This window comes from Streptomyces sp. NPDC015130 (genome assembly GCF_043080005.1).
Taxonomy (GTDB): Bacteria; Actinomycetota; Actinomycetes; order Streptomycetales; family Streptomycetaceae; genus Streptomyces.
The window spans coordinates 133935-153105 of the sequence record NZ_JBIBVC010000010.1; the positions used below are offsets into that span (position 1 = coordinate 133935).

Below are 19171 nucleotides of genomic sequence, written 5' to 3' on the forward strand. Positions count from 1 at the left end.
CGCTCTTGGGCAGCGGAGTCGACGTCGTCAGGCGCCGGCGGGCGCGGTGCGCAGGATCGTCCGCACCGCCCGGTCGAGTTCGGAATCCGTCAGGTCGGCGCGGGCCGTGAGCCGCAGGCGCGAGATGCCGTCCGGGACGGACGGAGGCCGGAAACAGCCGACCGCCAGACCCTGTTCGCGGCAGTCCGCCGCCCAGCGCAGCGCCGCCTCGGGCGAGGGGGCGCGCACCGAGACCACGGCCGCGTCCGGCCGCGCGGCGGTCAGTCCGGCCGCCGTGAGGAGCTCGTACAGGGTGGCGGCGACGGTCCGCGCCCGGCCGGCGAGCGCCGGTTCGGCGGCGATCAGCCGGAGGCTCGCGAGCGCGCCGCCCGCGGCCGCCGGTGCGAGCCCGGTGTCGAAGATGAAGGTGCGCGCCGCGTTCACCAGGTGCTCGACGACGCGGGCGGGGCCGAGGACCGCGCCGCCCTGGCTGCCCAGGGACTTGGAGAGGGTGAGGGTGGCGACGACGTCCGCGTCGCCCGCGAGGCCGGCCTCGTGCAGGGCGCCCCGGCCGCCGTCGCCGAGGACGCCGAAGCCGTGGGCGTCGTCGACGACGAACCCGGCGCCGTGTGCGCGGCAGACCTCGGCCAGCTCCGGCAGCGGCGCCTTGTCGCCGTCGACGGAGAAGACGGAGTCGCTGACCACGAGCGCCCGCCCCGCCGACCGCGCCTCCAGGGTCTTGCGCACGGCCTCGGGGTCGGCGTGCGGCACCACGGCGGTCTCGGCGCGGGCGAGCCGGCAGCCGTCCACGATGGAGGCGTGGTTGGAGGCGTCCGAGACGATCAGCGCGTCCCGGCCGCCGAGCGCGGTGAGCGCGGCCAGGTTGGCGGCGTACCCGGAGGAGAAGACGAGGGCCGCCTCGAAGCCGCAGAACTCGGCGAGTTCGCGCTCCAGGCGGGTGTGCAGCCGGGTCGTCCCGGTGACGAGCCGGGAGCCGGTGGCGCCCGCGCCCCAGCGCCGCGCCGCCTCGGCCGCCGCCTCGGTGACCTCGGGGCGGCGGGTGAGGCCCAGGTAGTCGTTGCTCGCCAGGTCGAGCAGCTCCGACTCGGCGGCCCGGGGCCGCAGCGTACGGACCAGACCGGCTTCCGCCCGGTGGCGCGCCTCGGCGTCGGTCCAGTCGAACGCGGTCCGGCGCGGGCCCTCGGCCCGGGCGTCGTCGGCCAGTGGCATGCGGCGATCCTTTTGTAGGCAGCCCACAGACCCTAACCGGAGCGGGCCGGGGTCGGGATGTGGTCATCCACACACCTCGTTCGGGGGCGTTTGTTCGGATCCTCCTTGGCCCGGAGGTGCGCGGTAGGCAAGGATCAGCGTTTATGGACCTGCTGAACACGCTGGTGGAGAAGGGGCTGCGGCGCGAGCTGCCGACCCGTGAAGAAGCGCTCGCCGTACTGGCGACATCCGACGACGAGCTGCTCGATGTGGTGGCGGCTGCCGGGAAGGTGCGCCGTCAGTGGTTCGGGCGGCGGGTGAAGCTCAACTACCTGGTCAACCTGAAGTCGGGGCTGTGCCCCGAGGACTGCTCGTACTGTTCGCAGCGGCTCGGCTCCAAGGCCGAGATCCTCAAGTACACGTGGCTGAAGCCGGACGAGGCCTCCCAGGCCGCCGCCGCGGGTGTCGCGGGCGGGGCCAAGCGGGTCTGCCTGGTGGCGAGCGGGCGCGGTCCGACGGACCGCGACGTCGAGCGGGTCGGCAAGACCATCGAGGCGATCAAGGAGCAGAACGAGGGCATCGAGGTCTGCGCCTGCCTCGGTCTGCTCTCGGACGGCCAGGCGGAGCGGCTGCGGGACGCCGGCGCCGACGCGTACAACCACAACCTCAACACCTCCGAGGCGACGTACGGGGGCATCACCAAGACCCACACGTACGCGGACCGGGTGGACACCGTGCAGAAGGCGCACGCCGCCGGTCTGTCGGCCTGCTCCGGTCTGATCGCGGGCATGGGCGAGACCGACGAGGACCTGGTCGACGTCGTCTACGCGCTGCGCGACCTGGACTCGGACTCGGTGCCGGTCAACTTCCTCATCCCCTTCGAGGGCACGCCCCTCGCCAAGGAGTGGAACCTCACGCCGCAGCGCTGCCTGCGGATCCTCGCGATGGTGCGGTTCGTCTGCCCCGACGTCGAGGTGCGGATCGCGGGCGGCCGTGAGGTGCACCTGCGCTCGATGCAGCCGCTCGCGCTGAACATCGCGAACTCGATCTTCCTCGGCGACTACCTGACGAGCGAGGGCCAGGCCGGCCAGGCCGACCTCGACATGATCGCGGACGCGGGCTTCGAGGTGGAGGGCGCGGGCACGACGACGCTGCCCGCGCACCGGGCCGACGCGCTCGCGGCGGCGGGCGGCGGGTGCGGCTCGTCCGCGTCCACCGGATGCGGATCGGAGGCCCCGTCCGAGGGCGCCGGCTGCGGCTCGCACGCGGAGGCGGGCGGCGGCTGCGGCCCCTGCGGCGGTCACGCGGCTCCGGAGGCGCCCGCCGCGACGGGCGGTCGCGGTGCCGACGAGGCCCGGACCGACCTGGTGGCCGTGCGCCGCCGGGGTGCGGGCACCGACCTGGCGCCGAATGCGTAACGACGAACTCCTCGCCCTGGACCGGGCGCACGTCTGGCATCCGTACGGCCCCATGCCGGGCCGTACGGACCCGCTGGTCGTCGCGTCCGCGTCCGGGGTGCGGCTCCGGCTCGCCGAACCCGCCGAGGGCCAGGACGAGTTGATCGACGGCATGTCCTCGTGGTGGTCGGCGATCCACGGCTACAACCACCCCGTGCTCAACGAGGCGGTGCGCGGCCAGCTCGACCGGATGAGCCACGTCATGTTCGGCGGGCTCACCCACGAGCCGGCCGTACGCCTCGCGGCCCGCCTCGTCGAGATCACCCCCGAGCCGCTGCGCCACGTCTTCCTCAGCGACTCGGGTTCGGTCGCCGTCGAGGTCGCGGTCAAGATGTGCCTCCAGCACTGGCGCTCGGTGGGCCGGCCCGGCAAGCAGCGGCTGCTGACCTGGCGCGGCGGGTACCACGGGGACACCTGGCAGCCCATGTCGGTGTGCGACCCGCAGGGCGGGATGCACGAGCTGTGGACGGGGGTGCTCCAGCGGCAGGTGTTCGTGGACGCCCCTCCGGTCGCCTACGAGGAGTCGTACGCCGAGCTGCTGCGGACCGAGATCGCGCGGCACGCGGACGAGCTGGCCGCGGTGATCGTGGAGCCGGTCGTGCAGGGCGCGGGCGGGATGCGCTTCCACGACCCGGCGTATCTGAAGGTGCTGCGCGAGGCCTGCGACGAGAACGACGTCCTGCTCGTCTTCGACGAGATCGCGACGGGCTTCGGCCGCACGGGCACGCTGTTCGCCGCGGACCAGGCGGGGGTCTCCCCCGACGTGATGTGCGTGGGCAAGGCGCTGACCGGCGGCTACCTGTCGATGGCGGCGACGCTCTGCACGAGCCGGGTCGCCGACGGGATCTCGCAGGGCGAGGTCCCGGTCCTGGCGCACGGACCGACCTTCATGGGGAACCCGCTGGCCTCGGCGGTGGCCCTCGCCTCGATCGACCTGCTCCTGTCGCGGGACTGGGCCCTGGACGTCAAGCGGATCGAGGCGGGGCTGCGCGAGGGCCTCGCCCCGGTCGCCGGGCTCCCGGGAGTGAAGGACGTGCGCGTGTGCGGCGCGATCGGTGTCGTCCAGCTCGACCACGCCGTCGACATGGCGGCGGCGACGCGGGCGGCGGTCGGGGCGGGCGTGTGGGTGCGCCCCTTCCGCGACCTCATCTACACGATGCCGCCGTACGTGACCGGTGACGAGGACCTGGCCCGGATCTGCGCGGGGGTCCACGCGGCCGCCGCGGCGGGCTGAACGAAGGACGGAAGGACGGGGAAGCAGTGGGAATCGTCGTGGTCTCCGGTACGGGGACGGAGATCGGCAAGACGGTCGTGACCGCGGCGGTGGCCGCCGTGGCCACGGCTGCGGGCCGGTCGGTCGCGGTGCTGAAGCCGGCGCAGACCGGGGTCGGTCCGGACGAGACGGGTGACGCCGACGAGGTGGTCCGGCTGTCCGGCGCCGCCGCCTCGGTCGAGCTGGGGCGCTTCCCGGAGCCGCTGGCGCCGGGCACGGCCGCGAAGCGGGCCGGGCTCACCCCGGTCGGGCCCCGGCAGGTGGCCGAGGCCGCGAGCAAGCTGGCCGAGTCGCACGACCTGGTGCTCGTGGAGGGGGCGGGCGGGCTGCTCGTCCGCTTCGACGAGGCGGGCGGCACGCTCGCGGACGCGGCGGCGCTGCTGGGCGCGCCCGTGCTGTGCGTGGTCCCCGCGGGTCTGGGGACGCTCAACACCACGGCCCTGACGGCCGAGGCGCTGGCGGCGCGCGGAATCGAGCAGCTCGGCGTGGTGGTCGGCAGCTGGCCGGCCGAGCCGGACCTGGCGGCCCGCTGCAACCTGGCGGACCTGCCGGAGTCGGCGGGCGCGCCCCTGCTCGGGGCCGTACCGGAGGGCTCGGGGTCGCTCGGCCCGGCGGAGTTCCGCGCGGCGGCGGGCACCTGGCTGGCGCCGGCGCTCGGCGGCACGTGGGACGCGGCGGCGTTCGGGACGGAGTTCGCCGCGGAGTTCCGGGCGTGACGCGCCGCCGCTGACACCGGGGGCGGCCTTGGGAGCTGATCCCTTCGTGTCGTGTCGACCGGGCCCGGCCCGATCGACACGCCAGCCCCTACGCTGGGGCGCATGCGCGCTCGTGTTCAGGAGATCGTCTTCGACTGTGCCGATCCGGCCGCCCTCGTCCGCTTCTGGGCGGGCCTCCTCGGCGGTGATCCGGTCGACCGCTCCGGCGACTGGTCGTACGTGGATCCGCCGGAGTTCGTCCGCCTCGCCTTCCAGCGTGTGCCGGAGGGCAAGGCCGTGAAGAACCGCGTCCATCTCGACCTGGAGGTGGCGGACCCGGACCGGGCCGCCACCGAGGCGGGTCCCGCCGGCGCCGTCCGGGTCGGTGGTCCCGTGACGGACGAGCAGGGGTCCTTCCAGGTCATGCGGGACCCGGAGGGCAACGAGTTCTGTTTCGTGACGGGGTGAGGGGCGCCCCATGACCTCCCCGCCTCCCCCGGGTTCTCCGCCTCCCTCGGACTCTCCGACGCCCCCGGGCTCTCCGGCTCCCGCGGGCCCTCGGGTCCACCACCCGCTCTTCGCGCGGTTCTACGCCAAGGTCAGCGTGTCTGCCGACGCGCGCGGCGGAGTCGCCGCGCTGCGCGAGGAGCTGCTCTCCGGGCTCACCGGCCGGGTCGTCGAGATCGGCGCCGGGAACGGGCTGAACTTCGCCCACTACCCGGCCGGCGTCACGGAGGTCGTGGCCGTCGAGCCGGAGCCCCGGCTGCGGCGGCTCGCCGAGGAGGCCGCGCGGCGGGCGACCGTACCGGTGACCGTCCGGCCGGGCACGGCCGAGGCGCTGCCGGCGGAGGACGGCGTCTTCGACGCGGCCGTGGCCTCGCTGGTGCTCTGCACGGTACGGAGCGTGCCGCGGGCCCTCGCGGAGGCGCGGCGCGTCCTGCGTCCCGGCGGGGAGCTCCGCTTCTTCGAGCACGTGGCGGCGGGGACACCCGGGCTCGCGCGCGTCCAGCGGGGTCTGGACCGTACGGTCTGGCCGCTGCTCTTCGGCGGCTGCCACACCTCGCGGGACGCGGTCGGGGCGATCGGGGCGGCGGGCTTCGCCCTCGGTCCGTACCGCTCCTTCGACCTCCCGGAGCGCGGGCCGCGCACGCCGAGCTCCCCGTGCGTACTCGGCAGGGCCACGCGGTGAGCGGCGTGTCCCACCCGCCGGAACTCCGTGGCACCGGGTCCGGCACGCGTGATGGGATCCGGCCATGACCGATCCGCAGATACGTTCCGCCCGGCCCGACGAGGCGGAGGCCGTCCTGGCCTTCTGGAGGGAGTCCGCCGAGGGGACGTCCGTCTCGGACGACGTGACCGGGGTGAGCCGGCTCGTCGAGCGGGATCCGGACGCGCTGATCCTCGCGGTCGCCGACGGGGTGATCGTCGGCTCCGTGATCGCCGGCTGGGACGGCTGGCGCGCCTCCCTCTACCGGCTCGCCGTGCTGCCCTCGCACCGTCGGCGCGGCATCTCCACGGCCCTGCTGCGCGCCGCCGACGAGCGGTTCGCCGCGCTCGGCGGGCGGCGGGTCGACGCGATGGTCCTGGAGGCGAACGAGACGGGCCGGCTGCTCTGGACGGCCGCCGGGTACGAGCGCCAGGACCACTGGCGGCGGTGGGTGAAGCCCCTCAAGCGCTGACCGGAGGGAGGGCGGGAAAGCCCCCCTCAGGCCCCTCCCCAGCTGATCGACGGTGGGCGGAGCAAGCCGATCATCACTCCGCTTTGCCCATCCTTTACCATGGTCCTTCATTCCGACGACCGAAAGGTGTGAGCGTCCGCCCATGGGCGAGCCTCCCAGTAGCACTGGTTCCACGTTCCGACATCGAGCGATCCTCTCCCCCCTGACTGATCATGGGACGGAGGTGAACCGATGACCGAAGTGCTTCTGCTCGTGCTGGCGCTCCTGCTGTCGCTCGCGTGCGGCGCCTTCGTCGCGGCCGAGTTCTCGCTCACGACGGTCGAGCGCGGCGAGCTCGAGGCCGCCGCCGAGCGCGGCGAGCGCGGCGCGTCGAGCGCCCTCAAGGCCGTCCGGTCACTGACGTTCCAGCTCTCCGGGGCCCAGCTCGGCATCACCGTCACCAACCTGGTGGTCGGCATGCTCGCCGAGCCCTCGGTCGCCAAGCTGATCAAGGGCCCGGTCGAGGCCCTCGGCCTCTCCCCCACGGTGGCCTCCTCGGTAGCCCTCGTCATCGGCACCGCCCTGTCGACCGTCGTCCTGATGGTCGTCGGCGAGCTGGTTCCGAAGAACTGGGCGATCTCCTCGCCCCTCGCGGTCGCGAAGGTGGTGGCGACCCCGCAGCGGGTGTTCACCGCCGCCTTCAAGCCGCTGATCAGCCACCTCAACAACACCGCGAACCGCATCCTGCGCCGGCTCGGCATGGAGCCGACCGAGGAGCTGGCCTCCGCCCGTTCCCCGCAGGAGCTCGTGGCGCTCGCCCGGCACTCCGCGAAGGAGGGCGCCCTGGAGGCGGACACGGCCGAGCTGTTCGTCCGTACGCTCAACCTGGCGGAGCTGACCGCCGAGAACGTGATGACGCCCCGCGTCCAGGTCACCGCCCTGGAGGTGCAGGCGACCGCCGAGGACGTGGCGAACGCGACCCGCGCGACCGGCCTCTCCCGCTTCCCCGTCTACCGGGGCAGTCTCGACTCCGTCGTCGGCATCGCGCACATCAAGGACGTGCTGGCCATACCGGCCGGCGAGCGGGCGCGCCGCCGGATCGGCGAGATGGTGCGCGAGCCGCTGCTCGTCCCCGAGACCCTGACGGTGGACCGTCTCCTCGACCGGCTCTCCGGCAAGCAGACGATGGCCGTCGTCATCGACGAGTACGGCGGTACGGCCGGCGTCGTGACCCTGGAGGACATCGTCGAGGAGGTCGTCGGCGAGGTCCGCGACGAGCACGACCCGCACGAGACGCCCGACCTGGCGAGGGCCGGCGAGGACGCGGACGGCCGCGAGCTGTGGTCCGCCGACGGCGCCGCCCGTACGGACCAGGTGGGGGCGATCGGCCTCCGGGTGCCGGACGGCCCGTACGAGACGCTCGCGGGTGTCGTCGCCAACGAGCTGGGCCGCATCCCGGCCGTCGGTGACAGCGTGGAGCTGGCGGGCTGGCGGCTGGACGTCGTGGACGCCTCCGGTCGGCGCGCCGCGCGCGTGCTGCTGCACGCCCCCGCAGACGCCGCCCCGCACGACTCCGACGAGACGGGGGAGGCCGGCCGATGATCGTGATCCAGCTGTTGATCGGTCTGCTGACCCTGGTCGTCAACGCCTTCTTCGTCGGCGCCGAGTTCGCCCTGATCTCGGTCCGCCGCAGTCAGGTCGAGCCGCTGGCCGAGGCCGGGAACCGGCGGGCGCGCAGCGTCATCTGGGGCCTTGAGCACGTCTCCGCGCTGCTCGCGGCGGCGCAGCTCGGCATCACGCTCTGCACCCTGGTCCTCGGCATCGTCGCCGAGCCGGCCATCGCGCACCTCCTGGAGCCCGTCTTCGACGCGGTGGGCGTGCCGCACGGCCTGGTGCACCCGATCTCGTTCGTGATCGCGCTGAGCCTGGCCACGTATCTGCACATGCTGCTCGGCGAGATGGTCCCGAAGAACATCGCGCTCGCCGAGCCGACGCGCACCGCTCTGGTCCTCGGCCCGCCGCTGGTGACGCTGGCCCGGGCGCTGCGGCCGGTGATCTTCGCGATCAACGCCTTCGCCAACGCGCTGCTCAAGCTGTTGCGGGTGGAGGTCAAGGACGAGGTCGCCGCGACGTTCTCGGACGACGAGCTGGCCCGGATGGTCACCGACGCCGGGGACGCCGGACTCCTGGACGACCGGGCCGCCGAGCGGCTGCACGACGCCCTGGAGCTGGGCCGCCGGCCGGTGCGGGACGTCCTGATGCCGGCGGAGAAGGTCGTGTACGCGCAGGTCGGCACCACGCCCGAGGAGCTGGAGGCGCTGTCGGCGTCGACGGGCTACTCGCGCTTCCCGGTCGTCGACTCGACGCGCAGGATCCTCGGCTATCTGCACGTCAAGGACGCCCTGGACGTCACGCCGCGCGACCTGCCGTTCCCGGTGTCGGCGCTGCGGCCGGTCGCCCGGGTCCGGGCGGCCACTCCGCTGGACGACGTCCTGACCGCGATGCGCCGCAGCCGGACGCATCTGGCGGCGGTCCTCGACGAGGACGGCAAGCCGGCCGGGCTCGTGACGATGGAGGACGTGCTGCGCGAGCTGGTGGGGCGCCCGGCGGCGCCGTAGGCCGTGGTCATGCCATGACGAAGGGCCCCGGGATCTCCTCCCGGGGCCCTTCGGGCGTCCTCCGCGCGTACGGCGCCTCAGAGCGCGGTGGCGGTCAGCCACGCGTCGAGCAGCGTGACGTCCCCGGTGCGGTCGAACCGCGGGGCGTCGGCGGCGTGGCGGCGGTGCAGGAGGAGGAGCAGGTCGCCGCTGTCGCCGGTGACGCTCGCGGTCGGTTCCGTACGGGCGGCGGAGGCCTCGGTCCCGCGTCGCCAGGTGAAGCCGCCGCCGCCGAGGGTCAGCGTCCAGACGGTCCCCGTGTCGCGGGCCGTGAGGCGGAGCAGGTCGCCGTCGCGGTCGAGGTGGGCGATCCGCTCGGCGGTGGACGGGACGTACGGGAGGGCGGCGAGGTGGTGCTCGATGCCCTCGGTGGCCGTGCCGGGGTCGATCGGGTCCGCCGTCCCGGCCAGGGCGATCTGGGCGTCGGCGAGGTGCACGACGGCCTCGAAGAGCGCGTGGCGCGGGTAGTGCCCGGCGCGCGGTTCGGGTCCCGGGGACCAGAGCGGGGCGTCCGGGTCGGCGGCGCGCAGGGTCGCGGCGAGGGCCTCGGCGCCGGCGGCGAGCCAGCCGGGGTACGCGGCCTGGTCCTGCGGCAGGTCGAGGGGGACGTCCCGGACGGGGACGCGGACGGTGGCCCGGGTGCGGACGAGGTGCTCCGCCCAGCGGTGGCCGGTGCCGAGGTGCCGGGTCAGCTCGGCGAGCGTCCAGCCGGGGCAGGTGGGCACGGGGGTGGCGGGATCGGCGTCCCGGACGGTGGCGACGAAGCGGCCGACCCGCTCGACGAGGGCCGCGCAGGCGGCGGCGTGGGTGTCCTCGGTGAGGCCGAAGCCTTCGGACACCTTGAGCAGGTCGTCCCGCCAGGGCCCTTCCGGGCGGCGCAGGGCCGCCGCGCGGAAGTGCCCGTCGAGGGCGCGGCGGTCGGCGGCCGGGAGCGCGGAGAGCGTGGCCGCGGTGCCCTCCAGCCACTTCACGGCCGTGTCGGGGTCCAGGACCTCGTCGTCGCTCGTCCCGACGGCCGTCACCAGCTCGGCCAGGGCCTCCGCCAGCGTGCTCAGGAGCGCGTCGCTCATCGGATCTTTCCCCTCCGGGTCCTCCACGGCATCCCGCGCATACCGCGCGGTATGATCTCTCCGCCATGGAGATCAATGCCACCTACACCAGTCTCGTCGCCCTCGGCGACAGCTTCACCGAGGGTATGTCGGACCTGAAGCCCGACGGCTCGTACCAGGGCTGGGCCGACGTCCTCGCGGGCCGGCTCGCCGCCCGCACGCCCGACTTCCGCTACGCGAACCTCGCCGTGCGCGGAAAGCTCATCGGCCAGATCGTCGACGAGCAAGTCGACCTGGCCGCAGGCATGAAGGCCGATGTGGTGACCCTGGTCGGCGGCCTCAACGACACCCTCCGACCCAAGGTCGACATGGTCCGGGTGCGGGACCTGCTCACCGAGGCAGTGGAACGCCTCACACCCTCCTGCGGGCAGCTGGTCCTGATGCGCAGCCCCGGCCGCCGGGGACCGGTGATGGAGCGCTTCCGCCCCCGCATGGAGGAGCTCTTCGCCCACCTCGACGAGCTCGCCGCCCGGCACGGGGCCCTCGTCGTCGACCTGTACGGGGCGTCGGCGCTCGGCGATCCCCGGCTGTGGGACGTGGACCGGCTCCATCTGACCGGCGACGGGCACCGGCGGGTGGCCGAGGCCGTGTGGCAGACGCTGGGTCTCCCACCCGAGGAGGACTGGCAGGTTCCGCTGCCCCCGGCCGGTCCGCAGGCCTGGACGAGCCGGCGGATCGCGGACGCCCGCTTCGCCAAGGAGCACCTGGGCCCGTGGATCGGACGGCGGCTGACGGGCCGCTCCTCCGGGGACGGCCGCGCCCCGAAGCGGCCGGAGCTGCTGCCGTACGAGGCGCCGACCGGCCCGCGGGCCGACGGCGCGTCACGTCCGTGACCTGCGTCTCGTAGCAAGCTCCACATCCCACCGTGGCGCTGGCCTGCACAAACCGCCAGTAGACTCTCTCCACGTGACTGCTGTGACTGCGAAGCCCCGCATCCCCAACGTTCTGGCCGGCCGCTACGCCTCCGCGGAGCTCGCCGTCCTCTGGTCCCCCGAGCAGAAGGTGAAGCTGGAGCGCCAGCTCTGGCTCGCCGTGCTGCGTGCGCAGAAGGACCTCGGGATCGAGGTTCCGGACGCCGCCCTCGCCGACTACGAGCGCGTCCTCGACCAGGTCGACCTCGGTTCCATCGCCGAGCGCGAGAAGGTCACCCGGCACGACGTGAAGGCCCGCATCGAGGAGTTCAACGCCCTCGCCGGCCACGAGCACGTCCACAAGGGCATGACCTCGCGCGACCTCACCGAGAACGTCGAGCAGCTCCAGATCCGCCTCTCCCTGGAGCTGATGCGCGACCGGACGGTCGCCGTCCTCGGCCGCCTCGGCAAGCTCTCCGCCGAGTACGCGGAGCTGGTCATGGCGGGCCGCTCGCACAACGTCGCCGCCCAGGCCACCACCCTCGGCAAGCGCTTCGCGACCGCCACGGACGAGCTGCTCGTGGCGTACGCGCGCCTCGAGGAGCTCCTCGGCCGCTACCCGCTGCGCGGCATCAAGGGCCCGGTCGGCACCGCGCAGGACATGCTGGACCTGCTCGGCGGCGACGCCGGCAAGCTGGCGGAGCTGGAGCAGCGGATCGCCGGTCACCTCGGCTTCGCGCACGCCTTCACCTCGGTCGGCCAGGTCTACCCGCGCTCCCTCGACTACGACGTGGTCACCTCGCTGGTGCAGCTGGCCGCCGCGCCGTCGTCGATCGCCAAGACGATCCGTCTGATGGCGGGCCACGAGCTGGTCACGGAGGGCTTCAAGCCCGGCCAGGTCGGCTCCTCTGCGATGCCGCACAAGATGAACACCCGCTCCTGCGAGCGCGTCAACGGCCTGATGGTCATCCTGCGCGGCTACGCGTCGATGACCGGCGAGCTGGCCGGCGACCAGTGGAACGAGGGCGACGTGTCCTGCTCCGTGGTCCGCCGTGTCGCGCTGCCGGACGCCTTCTTCGCGCTGGACGGCCTCCTGGAGACCTTCCTCACCGTGCTCGACGAGTTCGGCGCCTTCCCGGCCGTCGTCGCCCGTGAGCTCGACCGCTACCTCCCCTTCCTGGCGACCACCAAGGTCCTCATGGGCGCCGTGCGCGCCGGGGTCGGCCGCGAGGTCGCGCACGAGGCGATCAAGGAGAACGCCGTCGCCTCCGCGCTCGCCATGCGCGAGCAGGGCACCGTGCAGAACGAGCTGCTCGACAAGCTGGCCGCCGACGAGCGGATCCCGCTGGACCGCGCGCAGCTCGACGAGCTGATGGCCGACAAGCTGTCCTTCACGGGCGCCGCGGCCGACCAGGTCGCGGTCGTGGTCTCCCGTGTCGAGGAGATCCTCAAGCAGCACCCGGAGGCCGCCGCCTACGCCCCGGGCGCGATCCTCTGACCGGAACCCCCCGGTTCACCAAGGCCGAGCTGGAGGCCGCCCGCGACCGCGTCGTTCCCGACGTGGTGGCGGGCGGCCTTTCCGTGCTCTTCTGCGGCATCAACCCGGGGCTCATGACGGCGGCCACGGGCCATCACTTCGCCCGCCCCGGCAACCGCTTCTGGCCGGTCCTCCACCTGTCGGGGTTCACCCCGAGGCTGCTCAGGCCGGACGAGCAGGCCGAGCTCCTGTCGTACGGGCTCGGGATCACGAACGTGGTGGCGCGGGCGACGGCGCGGGCCGACGAGCTGAGCCGGGACGAGTACGTCGAGGGCGGCCGGATCCTGACCGCGAAGGTCGAGCGGCTCGCGCCGCGGTGGCTCGCGGTGGTCGGGGTCACCGCGTACCGGACGGCCTTCGGCGAGCCGAAGGCGGCCATCGGGCCGCAGGAGCGCATGATCGGTTCCACCCGGGTCTGGGCGCTGCCCAACCCGAGCGGCCTCAACGCGCACTGGACGGCGGCGACGATGGCCGAGGAGTACGCCAGGCTCCGGGAGGCGGCGGGGCCGCCCGGTCCGTGAAGGGAACGCCCGTGGAGTGGGGTGACTACCGGCCGTTCCAGCCGGTCGAGGACGGTCCGATGGAGGACTTGTCGCCCGCGGCCGCGCGCCGGGAGTACGAGCACCGGATGGCGACCAAGGACGAGCGGCTCGCGGTGCTGGCCGCGCTGGTCGGGGCGAACGGGCTGCGGCTCGGCAAGGACGCCGAGGCGGTGGACGACCTGGAGCGGTGGTACCTGGCCGGGGTCGAGGCCGATCACGAGCGGGCCCCGCGCCCCCGTCCGCTGTGGATCGCGGTCGCCTACGACCTGGGGCTCCACCTCGGGGACACCATCATCGCTCGGGCCCCCGGCCTCTCCTGGTCCTTCTACCGCTCCCGGGCCGGCTCCCGGGACGTGGCGCACCAGCATCCGGTGATCATGGGCTTCACCGGCCTCCGGAACAAGCGGTACAACGTCGACCCGTTCGCCTTCGCGGTCGGGACCGGCGGCAGCCACCTCGGCGGCTCCGACGCGCACGGCAGCTTCCGGCGCTTCGTCGACTCGGCGGTCTCCTACGCCTGAGGCGGGTCCGCCGTGGTCACCAGGGCGAGGAGCCGGAGCGGCAGCTCCTTGTCCCAGCGGGAGACCGCGAGGCCGATCCACCGGTCCTCGTCACGCCAGAGGCGCAGCTCCGGCGTGTGGGCGCAGAGCGTGGACCAGGGCTCCGGTAAGGACTCGCCGGCCAGGGTCCGCTCCAGGACGGGCCAGAGGTCCAGCTCCGTCGGTGGGCCCCAGCGCGCGGTGAGCAGGGCGGCGAGCCCGTCACGCTCCGCTTCGTACTGCTCCTCGGCGAGCGCCCGGCCGCTGCCGTCGTCCCAGAAGTCCTCGCTGGTCGCGAGCTCCGCCAGGTGGAAGCCCGGACCGTCGCCGGGACCGTCGGCGAGGCGCGCGCGGAACTCGTCGATCGTCGCCAGGTGGCGTGCCGTCGTCATGGGGCCAGTAAAGCCGCCGGCACTGACAGTTGGCGTCGCGTCAGGCCGGCCCGGCGGCCCCGGGGCCGCCGGCCCGGGGGCGGCACTCGCCGCGCCGGGGCCCATTGAGTACCATCCGGCTGAGAAGTGCACGAGCTGGGAGGACACACGGTGGGGCGGCTGACCGGCGGGGATCCGTCTCTGCTGCGGCGGATCAACTCCGCGGTGGTACTCCATGCCCTGCGGGGCGCCGACGCGCCCACGCTCACGGACCTGACCCGGATCACGGGTCTGTCCCGGCCGACGGTCGAGGGTGTCGTCGAGGGACTCATGGAGGGCGGGCTCGTCGTCGAGTCCGCGCCCGAGGAGGGCGAGGCCCGGCGCCAGGGGCGCCCGGCGCGGAGGTTCCGCTTCCGCGCGGAGGCCGGTCACCTCCTCGGCATCGAGATCGGCCCGCACCGCGTCGCCGCGCTGCTGTCCGGTCTGGACGGCCGGATCATCGGCGCCGGGTCCCGCGAGGTGGCGGAGACCGCTCCCGAGGACGAGCGCCTGGACAAGGTGCGCGCGGTCGTCGCCGACGTCCTGCGCAGGGCCGGGGTCGCCCGGTCCAATCTGCGGGCCGTCGGGGTCGGGACGCCCGGCATCGTGGAGGCCGACGGGACGGTCCGCCTGGGTACGGCGCTGCCCGGCTGGACGGGTCTCGCGCTCGGCGAGCGGCTGCGCCGCTCCTTCCGCTGCCCGGTGATCGTCGAGAACGACGCGAACGCGGCGGCGGTCGCCGAGCACTGGAAGGGTGCCGCGACCGACTCCGACGACATCGTCTTCGTGCTCGCCGGGCTGAGCCCGGGCGCCGGGTCCCTGATCGGCGGCCGGCTGCACCGTGGCTACGGCGGAGCGGCCGGCGAGATCGGCGCCCTGCACCTGCTGGGCCGCGGGGTCACCCCCGAGCACCTCCTGTCGACCACCGACGAGCCGCTGCACCCGCTGGACGAGCAGGCGGTCGCCGAGGTCTTCGCGCTGGCCCGGAAGGGCGACGCGCGGGCGGAGGCGGCGGTGGACCGGTTCATCCAGCGGCTGGTGCACGACGTGGCGGCGCTGGTGCTGGCGCTCGACCCCGAGCTGGTGGTCGTCGGCGGCTGGGCCGCCGGGCTCGACGGGGTGCTGCCGCCGCTCCGCGAGGAGCTGGCGCGCTTCTGCCTGCGGCCGCCGCGCGTGGTGCTCTCGCTGCTGGGCGAGGCCGCCGTGGGCACGGGTGCGCTGCGCCTCGCCCTGGACCACGTCGAGGAGCAGCTCTTCGCGGTCGACGGAACGGTGACGGCCCGCCGCTGAACCGCCGGTGGTGGCGGTGCCTCGACGGGCCGTGTGCGCGCGGAGCGCGAGGTGTCAGGAGGCCATCACCAGGTCGACCGAGTCGCCGAAGGTGAGGCGGCAGGTGTCGGCGCGGTAGGTGGCCACGGAGACGGCGGCGGTGCGCCCCTCGGAGAGGTAGCGGGTCGTCACGACGAGGACGGGCGCGCCGGGCAGCCGGTCGAGTTCCTTGGCGTCGTCGGCGCGGGCGGAACCGAGCTCCACGGAGCGGTCCTGGCCGTCGAGGGCGAGGTGCTGGAGCTCGCGCAGCACGGCGCGGGCCCGGGCGGAGCCGGCGGGGGCGTCGATGGCGCTGAGGCCCGGCACGGAGGACGCGGGCACGTAGAGCAGCTCGGCGGCGACCGGCTGGCCCTGGGTGACGCGGATGCGGCGGACGACGTGCACCCGCTCGCCCGGCTCGGTCTCCAGGACGCGCGCGACGGCGGTCGGGGCCACGTCCGAGACGGAGTCCTGGGGCTGCCAGGTCTCGTCGGCGACGCCGGGCCAGGCGTGCTGGGCGGTGGAGACGTCGACGCCGACGCGCGGCGGGGCGACGGTGGTGCCGACGCCGCGGCGGCGCTGGAGGCGGCCTTCCAGCTCCAGCTGCTCCAGGGCCTGGCGGAGGGTGGCACGGGCGACGCCGAAGCGCGCCGCGAGCTCCCGCTCGTTGGGCAGGATCTCTCCGACGGCGAAGTCCGAGTCGAGCGCTTCGCCGATCACTGTCTTGAGGTGCTGGTACTTCGGCTCCGGTACCGATTCCAGCTGCGTGGTCCCCACCCTGATCCTCCGCAATTCGCCGTGTCCCGCGGCGTTTTTCCGCGCCCTTGTTTATTAAAGGTTCCTGCACTAACTCTGCGACCATAAGGCGAGCCACCCCCTTGGTCAAGACCAATCCTCCGTCAGACGACCCCGAATGTGACCCTCTGACCTAGATCGTTCACAGGACGTTCGCGCCTTCGTGTGCCCGGCGCAGCAATCGGCCCCGCCTCCCGGGTCGGGAGACGGGGCCGGAGGGGGGGCCGGAGGACTGGCCGGGAGCGGGGCCGATGGGGTGGCCCGGGGGCCGCGGGCCTCAGAGGTCGGCGAGGGCCTGGAGCTTGTCGGGGTTGCGGATGATGTAGACGCACTGGACGCGGCCGTCGCGCACCTCGACCTGGAAGACCGAGTCCGGCCTGCCGTCCTGGAGGGCGACGACGGCGGGGGCGCCGTTGAGCTCGGCGAAGCGGTACGCGTAGATCCCCTCCGCCGCCTTCGCCACACCGGCGAGGAAGCGGCCGACCTTGTCGGCGGTGTCGATGATCCGCAGCGGGGCCTTGGACTTGCCGCCGCTGTCGCCGACGAGGCGCGCGTCCGGGGCGAGGAGGGAGAGGAGCTCACCGAGGTCGCCGCCGGCCGCGGCGGCGAGGAAGCGCTCGGTGAGGTCGCGGCGCTCGGCCGGGTCGACGTCGTAGCGCGGCCTGCCCTCGTCGACGTGGCGCCGGGCCCGCCCGGCGAGCTGGCGCACGGCCGCCTCGGTGCGGTCGAGCGCGGTGGCGATCTCCGCGAAGGGGAAGCCGAAGGCCTCGCGGAGCACGAAGACGGCCCGCTCCAGCGGGGAGAGGGACTCCAGGACGACGAGGACCGCCAGGGAGACGGAGTCGGCGAGCAGGGCGCGCTCGGCGGTGTCGGGGGCGGTCGGCCCGAAGTCGGTGACGACGGGTTCCGGCAGCCAGGGGCCGACGTAGGACTCGCGGCGGGCCTGGGCCTGGCGCAGCCGGTCGATCGCGAGCCGGGTGGTGATCCGTACGAGGAAGGCGCGCGGTTCGCGGACGGCGGCGCGGTCCTCGGCGGCCCAGCGGAGCCAGGCCTCCTGGACGACGTCCTCGGCGTCGGCGGCGCGGCCGAGCATCCGGTAGGCGACACCGAGGAGCATCCGGCGGTGTTCCTCGAAGAGGGCGGTGAGGGTGTCGGTCGGCGTGGTCGCGGTATCGGTGGGCACCCGTCCATCCCAGCCCACCACCGCCACCCTGTCCAGTTTCCGCTCCCGCTCTTGAACTACCGGCTACCGAACGGTAATTCTTGCTGACGAGTCATCTGAGTAACCGCAGGGAGCCGGCATGCCCGCACGGATCGCGTTCTCGATCGAGACCCCTTCGGGTCCCCGTACGACGTCCCTGACGTACGAGCGGAGGGGCGCGGGGGAACCGCTGCTGCTGCTCCACGGCATCGGGCACCACTGGCAGGCCTGGGAGCCGGTGCTCGACATCCTGGCCGGCGAGCGCGAGGTGATCGCCGTCGACCTGCCCGGGTTCGGCGCCTCTGACGGGCTGCCCGAGGGCTGTCCCTACGATCTGTCCGCCGTCGTCCCGGTGCTCGGCGCCTTCTGCGAGGCCGTCGGTTTCGACCGCCCGCACGTCGCGGGGAACTCCCTGGGCGGGCTGCTCGCGATCGAGCTCGGCCGGGAGAAGCTGGTGCGCTCGGTGACCGCCCTCTCCCCCGCCGGCTTCTGGTCCGAGGCCGAGCGGCGGTACGCCTTCGGGACGCTGCGGGCCATGCGGGGCGCGGCCCTGTCGCTGCCCGTGCCGCTGATCGAGCGGCTCTCCCGTACGCCCGCCGGCCGGACCGTGCTCACCAGCACCATCTACGCGCGCCCGGGCCGCCGCTCACCCGAGGCGGTCCTCGCCGAGACCCTCGCGCTGCGCGCGGCCACCGGCTTCCACCAGACCCTGGCCGCGGGCCGCACCGCCCGCTTCCGCGACGACGTGCCCGCCGTCCCGGTCACCGTCGCCTGGGGCACCAAGGACCGGCTGCTCCTGCCCCGCCAGGGCGTCCGCGCCAAGCACGCCCTGCCCGACGCCCGGCTCGTGCGGCTGCCCGGCTGCGGGCACGTTCCCATGAACGACGATCCCGCTCTCGTCGCCCGCGTCGTCCTGGACGGCAGCCGCTGACCGCGCCCGGCCGAACAGGCCGGTGCCCAGCGCGGCCCCGGCCCCCACCAGGAGGCTGCCGGCCGCCTGCGGGAGCCCGAAGGCGGCGCCCGCGACGGCGGCGGCGCTGAGGGCCGCGGCGACCGGGATCGCCCCGGTGTAGAGGGTGGCCCGCTCCATCCCGATCCGCTGGACGCCCATGTAGAAGAGGACAAAGCCGACGACGGTGGCCAGGGCCGCCTGCCAGACCAGCGCGCCCGTCTCCACGGCCGTCGGCATCCGGACGAACCCGGCCCCGTCGACGACGAGACCGAGGAGCGTCGCCTCGACCGCCCCGACCCCGCACACCGCGGCGGTCAGCAGCTTCGGCCCGAGCAGCCGCAGCACCGGTACGGCGAGCACCGTGAACCCCACCTCGCCCACGAGCGCCGCCACCGACCAGCCGATCCCGGCCAGGTCCGTCCGCCCCCAGCCCTGCACGGTGAAGGCGCCGGCGGCGACGAGCAGCGCCCCGTACAGAACGGCGGGGGCGGGCCTGCGGCCCTCCGTCAGCGGGACGAGGACGGCGACGACGACCGGGGCGCAGCCGACCAGGACGCCCGGTACGGCCGGTTCGGCGGTCCGCTCGGCGGCCAGGATCGCGAGGTTGAAGCCGACCATGCCGACGGCCGCGACCGCGCCGAGCCGCAGCCAGTGACGGAGGGTCAGGACCCGGAGCGGAGCCAGTCCTCCACGGCCGAGGAGCGGGAGCAGGAGCAGACAGGCCGCCGCGTACCGCAGCGCCTGCCCGCCCGCGTACGGATAGGCGCCGAGGAGGCTGTTGGCGGTGAAGGAGGCGCCGACGAGTGCGTAGGCGAGGGTCACGAGCAGGACGCCCCGCAGGGAGTTCGCGTTCATGGTCCCGACGTTAGGAAGCGGGGCGGCCCTGGTGGAGGTCCACTTTCCCCGCGCTATCGGGGACCACTTCGTGCGCCGGTGGGGACCGCGTCCGTACGGAGGAGTGGACCGTGTCCGTACGACGGTGGGGAGCATGTCCGTACG

General features: G+C 74.2%; 19 protein-coding genes and 1 pseudogene. 14 read left to right on the top strand and 6 right to left on the bottom strand.

Annotated elements, in window-relative coordinates; all coding sequences use genetic code 11:
* Window positions 1–27: 27 nt before the first annotated feature.
* The gene (locus tag ACF08F_RS22165) at window positions 28–1209 is read right to left on the bottom strand and encodes an 8-amino-7-oxononanoate synthase (protein WP_392300241.1); all 1182 of its coding nucleotides are present in this window, start codon (window positions 1207–1209) and stop codon (window positions 28–30) included.
* Between the two features lie 143 nt (window positions 1210–1352).
* Between ACF08F_RS22165 and bioB the strand changes: the two genes are divergently transcribed.
* The 8 genes from bioB (at window position 1353) to ACF08F_RS22205 (ending at window position 8889) form a co-directional block, all read left to right on the top strand.
* Window positions 1353–2606, top strand: a complete 1254-nt coding sequence (gene bioB / locus ACF08F_RS22170) for a biotin synthase BioB (RefSeq protein ID WP_392300242.1) — start codon at window positions 1353–1355, stop codon at window positions 2604–2606.
* Window positions 2599–3879, top strand: a complete 1281-nt coding sequence (locus ACF08F_RS22175; protein ID WP_392300243.1) for an adenosylmethionine--8-amino-7-oxononanoate transaminase — start codon at window positions 2599–2601, stop codon at window positions 3877–3879. The genes bioB and ACF08F_RS22175 overlap by 8 nt, the downstream gene beginning before the upstream one ends.
* 26 nt (window positions 3880–3905) lie before the next feature.
* Window positions 3906–4634: a dethiobiotin synthase gene (gene bioD, locus ACF08F_RS22180; protein ID WP_392300244.1), complete on the top strand. Its 729-nt coding sequence runs from the start codon at window positions 3906–3908 to the stop codon at window positions 4632–4634.
* A gap of 102 nt (window positions 4635–4736) precedes the next feature.
* Window positions 4737–5081 carry a VOC family protein gene (locus tag ACF08F_RS22185; RefSeq protein ID WP_392300245.1) on the top strand — a complete coding sequence of 115 codons (345 nt, stop codon included), beginning with the start codon at window positions 4737–4739 and terminating at the stop codon, window positions 5079–5081.
* 136 nt (window positions 5082–5217) lie between these two features.
* Window positions 5218–5802: a class I SAM-dependent methyltransferase gene (locus ACF08F_RS22190; RefSeq protein ID WP_392300246.1), complete on the top strand. Its 585-nt coding sequence runs from the start codon at window positions 5218–5220 to the stop codon at window positions 5800–5802.
* 64 nt (window positions 5803–5866) lie between these two features.
* Window positions 5867–6292 carry a GNAT family N-acetyltransferase gene (locus ACF08F_RS22195; protein WP_392300247.1) on the top strand — a complete coding sequence of 142 codons (426 nt, stop codon included), beginning with the start codon at window positions 5867–5869 and terminating at the stop codon, window positions 6290–6292.
* Between the two features lie 231 nt (window positions 6293–6523).
* Window positions 6524–7873, top strand: coding sequence for a hemolysin family protein (locus ACF08F_RS22200; protein WP_392300248.1), 1350 nt, complete (start codon window positions 6524–6526; stop codon window positions 7871–7873).
* The gene (locus tag ACF08F_RS22205; RefSeq protein ID WP_392300249.1) at window positions 7870–8889 is read left to right on the top strand and encodes a hemolysin family protein; all 1020 of its coding nucleotides are present in this window, start codon (window positions 7870–7872) and stop codon (window positions 8887–8889) included. The genes ACF08F_RS22200 and ACF08F_RS22205 overlap by 4 nt, the downstream gene beginning before the upstream one ends.
* A 77-nt stretch (window positions 8890–8966) precedes the next feature.
* Here ACF08F_RS22205 and ACF08F_RS22210 read toward each other — a convergent pair whose 3' ends face one another.
* A complete protein-coding gene (locus ACF08F_RS22210; protein ID WP_392300250.1) occupies window positions 8967–9998 on the bottom strand; it encodes a maleylpyruvate isomerase N-terminal domain-containing protein in 1032 nt (343 codons plus the stop codon).
* 65 nt (window positions 9999–10063) lie between these two features.
* Between ACF08F_RS22210 and ACF08F_RS22215 the strand changes: the two genes are divergently transcribed.
* The 4 genes from ACF08F_RS22215 to ACF08F_RS22230 all read left to right on the top strand — a co-directional run bounded on the left by ACF08F_RS22215 (window position 10064) and on the right by ACF08F_RS22230 (window position 13488).
* Window positions 10064–10870 carry an SGNH/GDSL hydrolase family protein gene (locus ACF08F_RS22215; RefSeq protein WP_392300251.1) on the top strand — a complete coding sequence of 269 codons (807 nt, stop codon included), beginning with the start codon at window positions 10064–10066 and terminating at the stop codon, window positions 10868–10870.
* A gap of 73 nt (window positions 10871–10943) precedes the next feature.
* Complete coding sequence (gene purB, locus ACF08F_RS22220; protein ID WP_392300252.1) at window positions 10944–12386, top strand: adenylosuccinate lyase; 1443 nt, start codon at window positions 10944–10946, stop codon at window positions 12384–12386.
* 62 nt (window positions 12387–12448) lie between these two features.
* Window positions 12449–12946, top strand: a complete 498-nt coding sequence (gene mug / locus ACF08F_RS22225; RefSeq protein ID WP_392300253.1) for a G/U mismatch-specific DNA glycosylase — start codon at window positions 12449–12451, stop codon at window positions 12944–12946.
* An 11-nt stretch (window positions 12947–12957) separates the two neighbouring features.
* On the top strand, window positions 12958–13488 hold the full coding sequence (locus ACF08F_RS22230) for a hypothetical protein (RefSeq protein WP_392300254.1): 531 nt from the start codon (window positions 12958–12960) through the stop codon (window positions 13486–13488).
* On the opposite strand, the gene ACF08F_RS22235 is transcribed toward ACF08F_RS22230, so the two are convergent.
* Window positions 13479–13898 (bottom strand): hypothetical protein, encoded by a 420-nt coding sequence (locus tag ACF08F_RS22235; protein WP_392300255.1) that lies wholly within the window; start codon window positions 13896–13898, stop codon window positions 13479–13481. The two genes, ACF08F_RS22230 and ACF08F_RS22235, sit on opposite strands and share 10 nt — an antisense overlap.
* A gap of 150 nt (window positions 13899–14048) precedes the next feature.
* Here ACF08F_RS22235 and ACF08F_RS22240 point away from each other — a divergent pair, with 150 nt between their 5' ends.
* Entirely contained in the window at window positions 14049–15206 is a 1158-nt protein-coding gene (locus tag ACF08F_RS22240; protein ID WP_392300256.1) for an ROK family transcriptional regulator, read from the top strand.
* A gap of 54 nt (window positions 15207–15260) precedes the next feature.
* On the opposite strand, the gene ACF08F_RS22245 is transcribed toward ACF08F_RS22240, so the two are convergent.
* Entirely contained in the window at window positions 15261–16001 is a 741-nt protein-coding gene (locus tag ACF08F_RS22245) for a GntR family transcriptional regulator (protein WP_392300257.1), read from the bottom strand.
* A 295-nt stretch (window positions 16002–16296) separates the two neighbouring features.
* The gene (gene sigJ, locus ACF08F_RS22250; protein WP_392300258.1) at window positions 16297–17202 is read right to left on the bottom strand and encodes an RNA polymerase sigma factor SigJ; all 906 of its coding nucleotides are present in this window, start codon (window positions 17200–17202) and stop codon (window positions 16297–16299) included.
* Window positions 17203–17320: 118 nt separating this feature from the next.
* Between sigJ and ACF08F_RS22255 the strand changes: the two genes are divergently transcribed.
* Window positions 17321–18151 carry an alpha/beta fold hydrolase gene (locus ACF08F_RS22255; RefSeq protein ID WP_392300259.1) on the top strand — a complete coding sequence of 277 codons (831 nt, stop codon included), beginning with the start codon at window positions 17321–17323 and terminating at the stop codon, window positions 18149–18151.
* Window positions 18152–18622: 471 nt separating this feature from the next.
* Here ACF08F_RS22255 and ACF08F_RS22260 read toward each other — a convergent pair.
* A pseudogene (locus ACF08F_RS22260) lies at window positions 18623–19162 on the bottom strand (EamA family transporter); the annotation flags it as partial.
* Window positions 19163–19171 lie beyond the last annotated feature (9 nt).

What these genes read in the sequence shown, in the direction of transcription:
- ACF08F_RS22165 (WP_392300241.1), bottom strand. Translation starts at nt 1,209, where the DNA reads ATGCCACTGGCCGACGACGCCCGGGCCGAGGGCCCGCGCCGGACCGCG.
- bioB (WP_392300242.1), top strand. Translation starts at nt 1,353, where the DNA reads ATGGACCTGCTGAACACGCTGGTGGAGAAGGGGCTGCGGCGCGAGCTG.
- ACF08F_RS22175 (WP_392300243.1), top strand. Translation starts at nt 2,599, where the DNA reads ATGCGTAACGACGAACTCCTCGCCCTGGACCGGGCGCACGTCTGGCAT.
- ACF08F_RS22185 (WP_392300245.1), top strand. Translation starts at nt 4,737, where the DNA reads ATGCGCGCTCGTGTTCAGGAGATCGTCTTCGACTGTGCCGATCCGGCC.
- ACF08F_RS22195 (WP_392300247.1), top strand. Translation starts at nt 5,867, where the DNA reads ATGACCGATCCGCAGATACGTTCCGCCCGGCCCGACGAGGCGGAGGCC.
- ACF08F_RS22200 (WP_392300248.1), top strand. Translation starts at nt 6,524, where the DNA reads ATGACCGAAGTGCTTCTGCTCGTGCTGGCGCTCCTGCTGTCGCTCGCG.
- ACF08F_RS22205 (WP_392300249.1), top strand. Translation starts at nt 7,870, where the DNA reads ATGATCGTGATCCAGCTGTTGATCGGTCTGCTGACCCTGGTCGTCAAC.
- ACF08F_RS22210 (WP_392300250.1), bottom strand. Translation starts at nt 9,998, where the DNA reads ATGAGCGACGCGCTCCTGAGCACGCTGGCGGAGGCCCTGGCCGAGCTG.
- ACF08F_RS22215 (WP_392300251.1), top strand. Translation starts at nt 10,064, where the DNA reads ATGGAGATCAATGCCACCTACACCAGTCTCGTCGCCCTCGGCGACAGC.
- ACF08F_RS22235 (WP_392300255.1), bottom strand. Translation starts at nt 13,898, where the DNA reads ATGACGACGGCACGCCACCTGGCGACGATCGACGAGTTCCGCGCGCGC.
- ACF08F_RS22255 (WP_392300259.1), top strand. Translation starts at nt 17,321, where the DNA reads ATGCCCGCACGGATCGCGTTCTCGATCGAGACCCCTTCGGGTCCCCGT.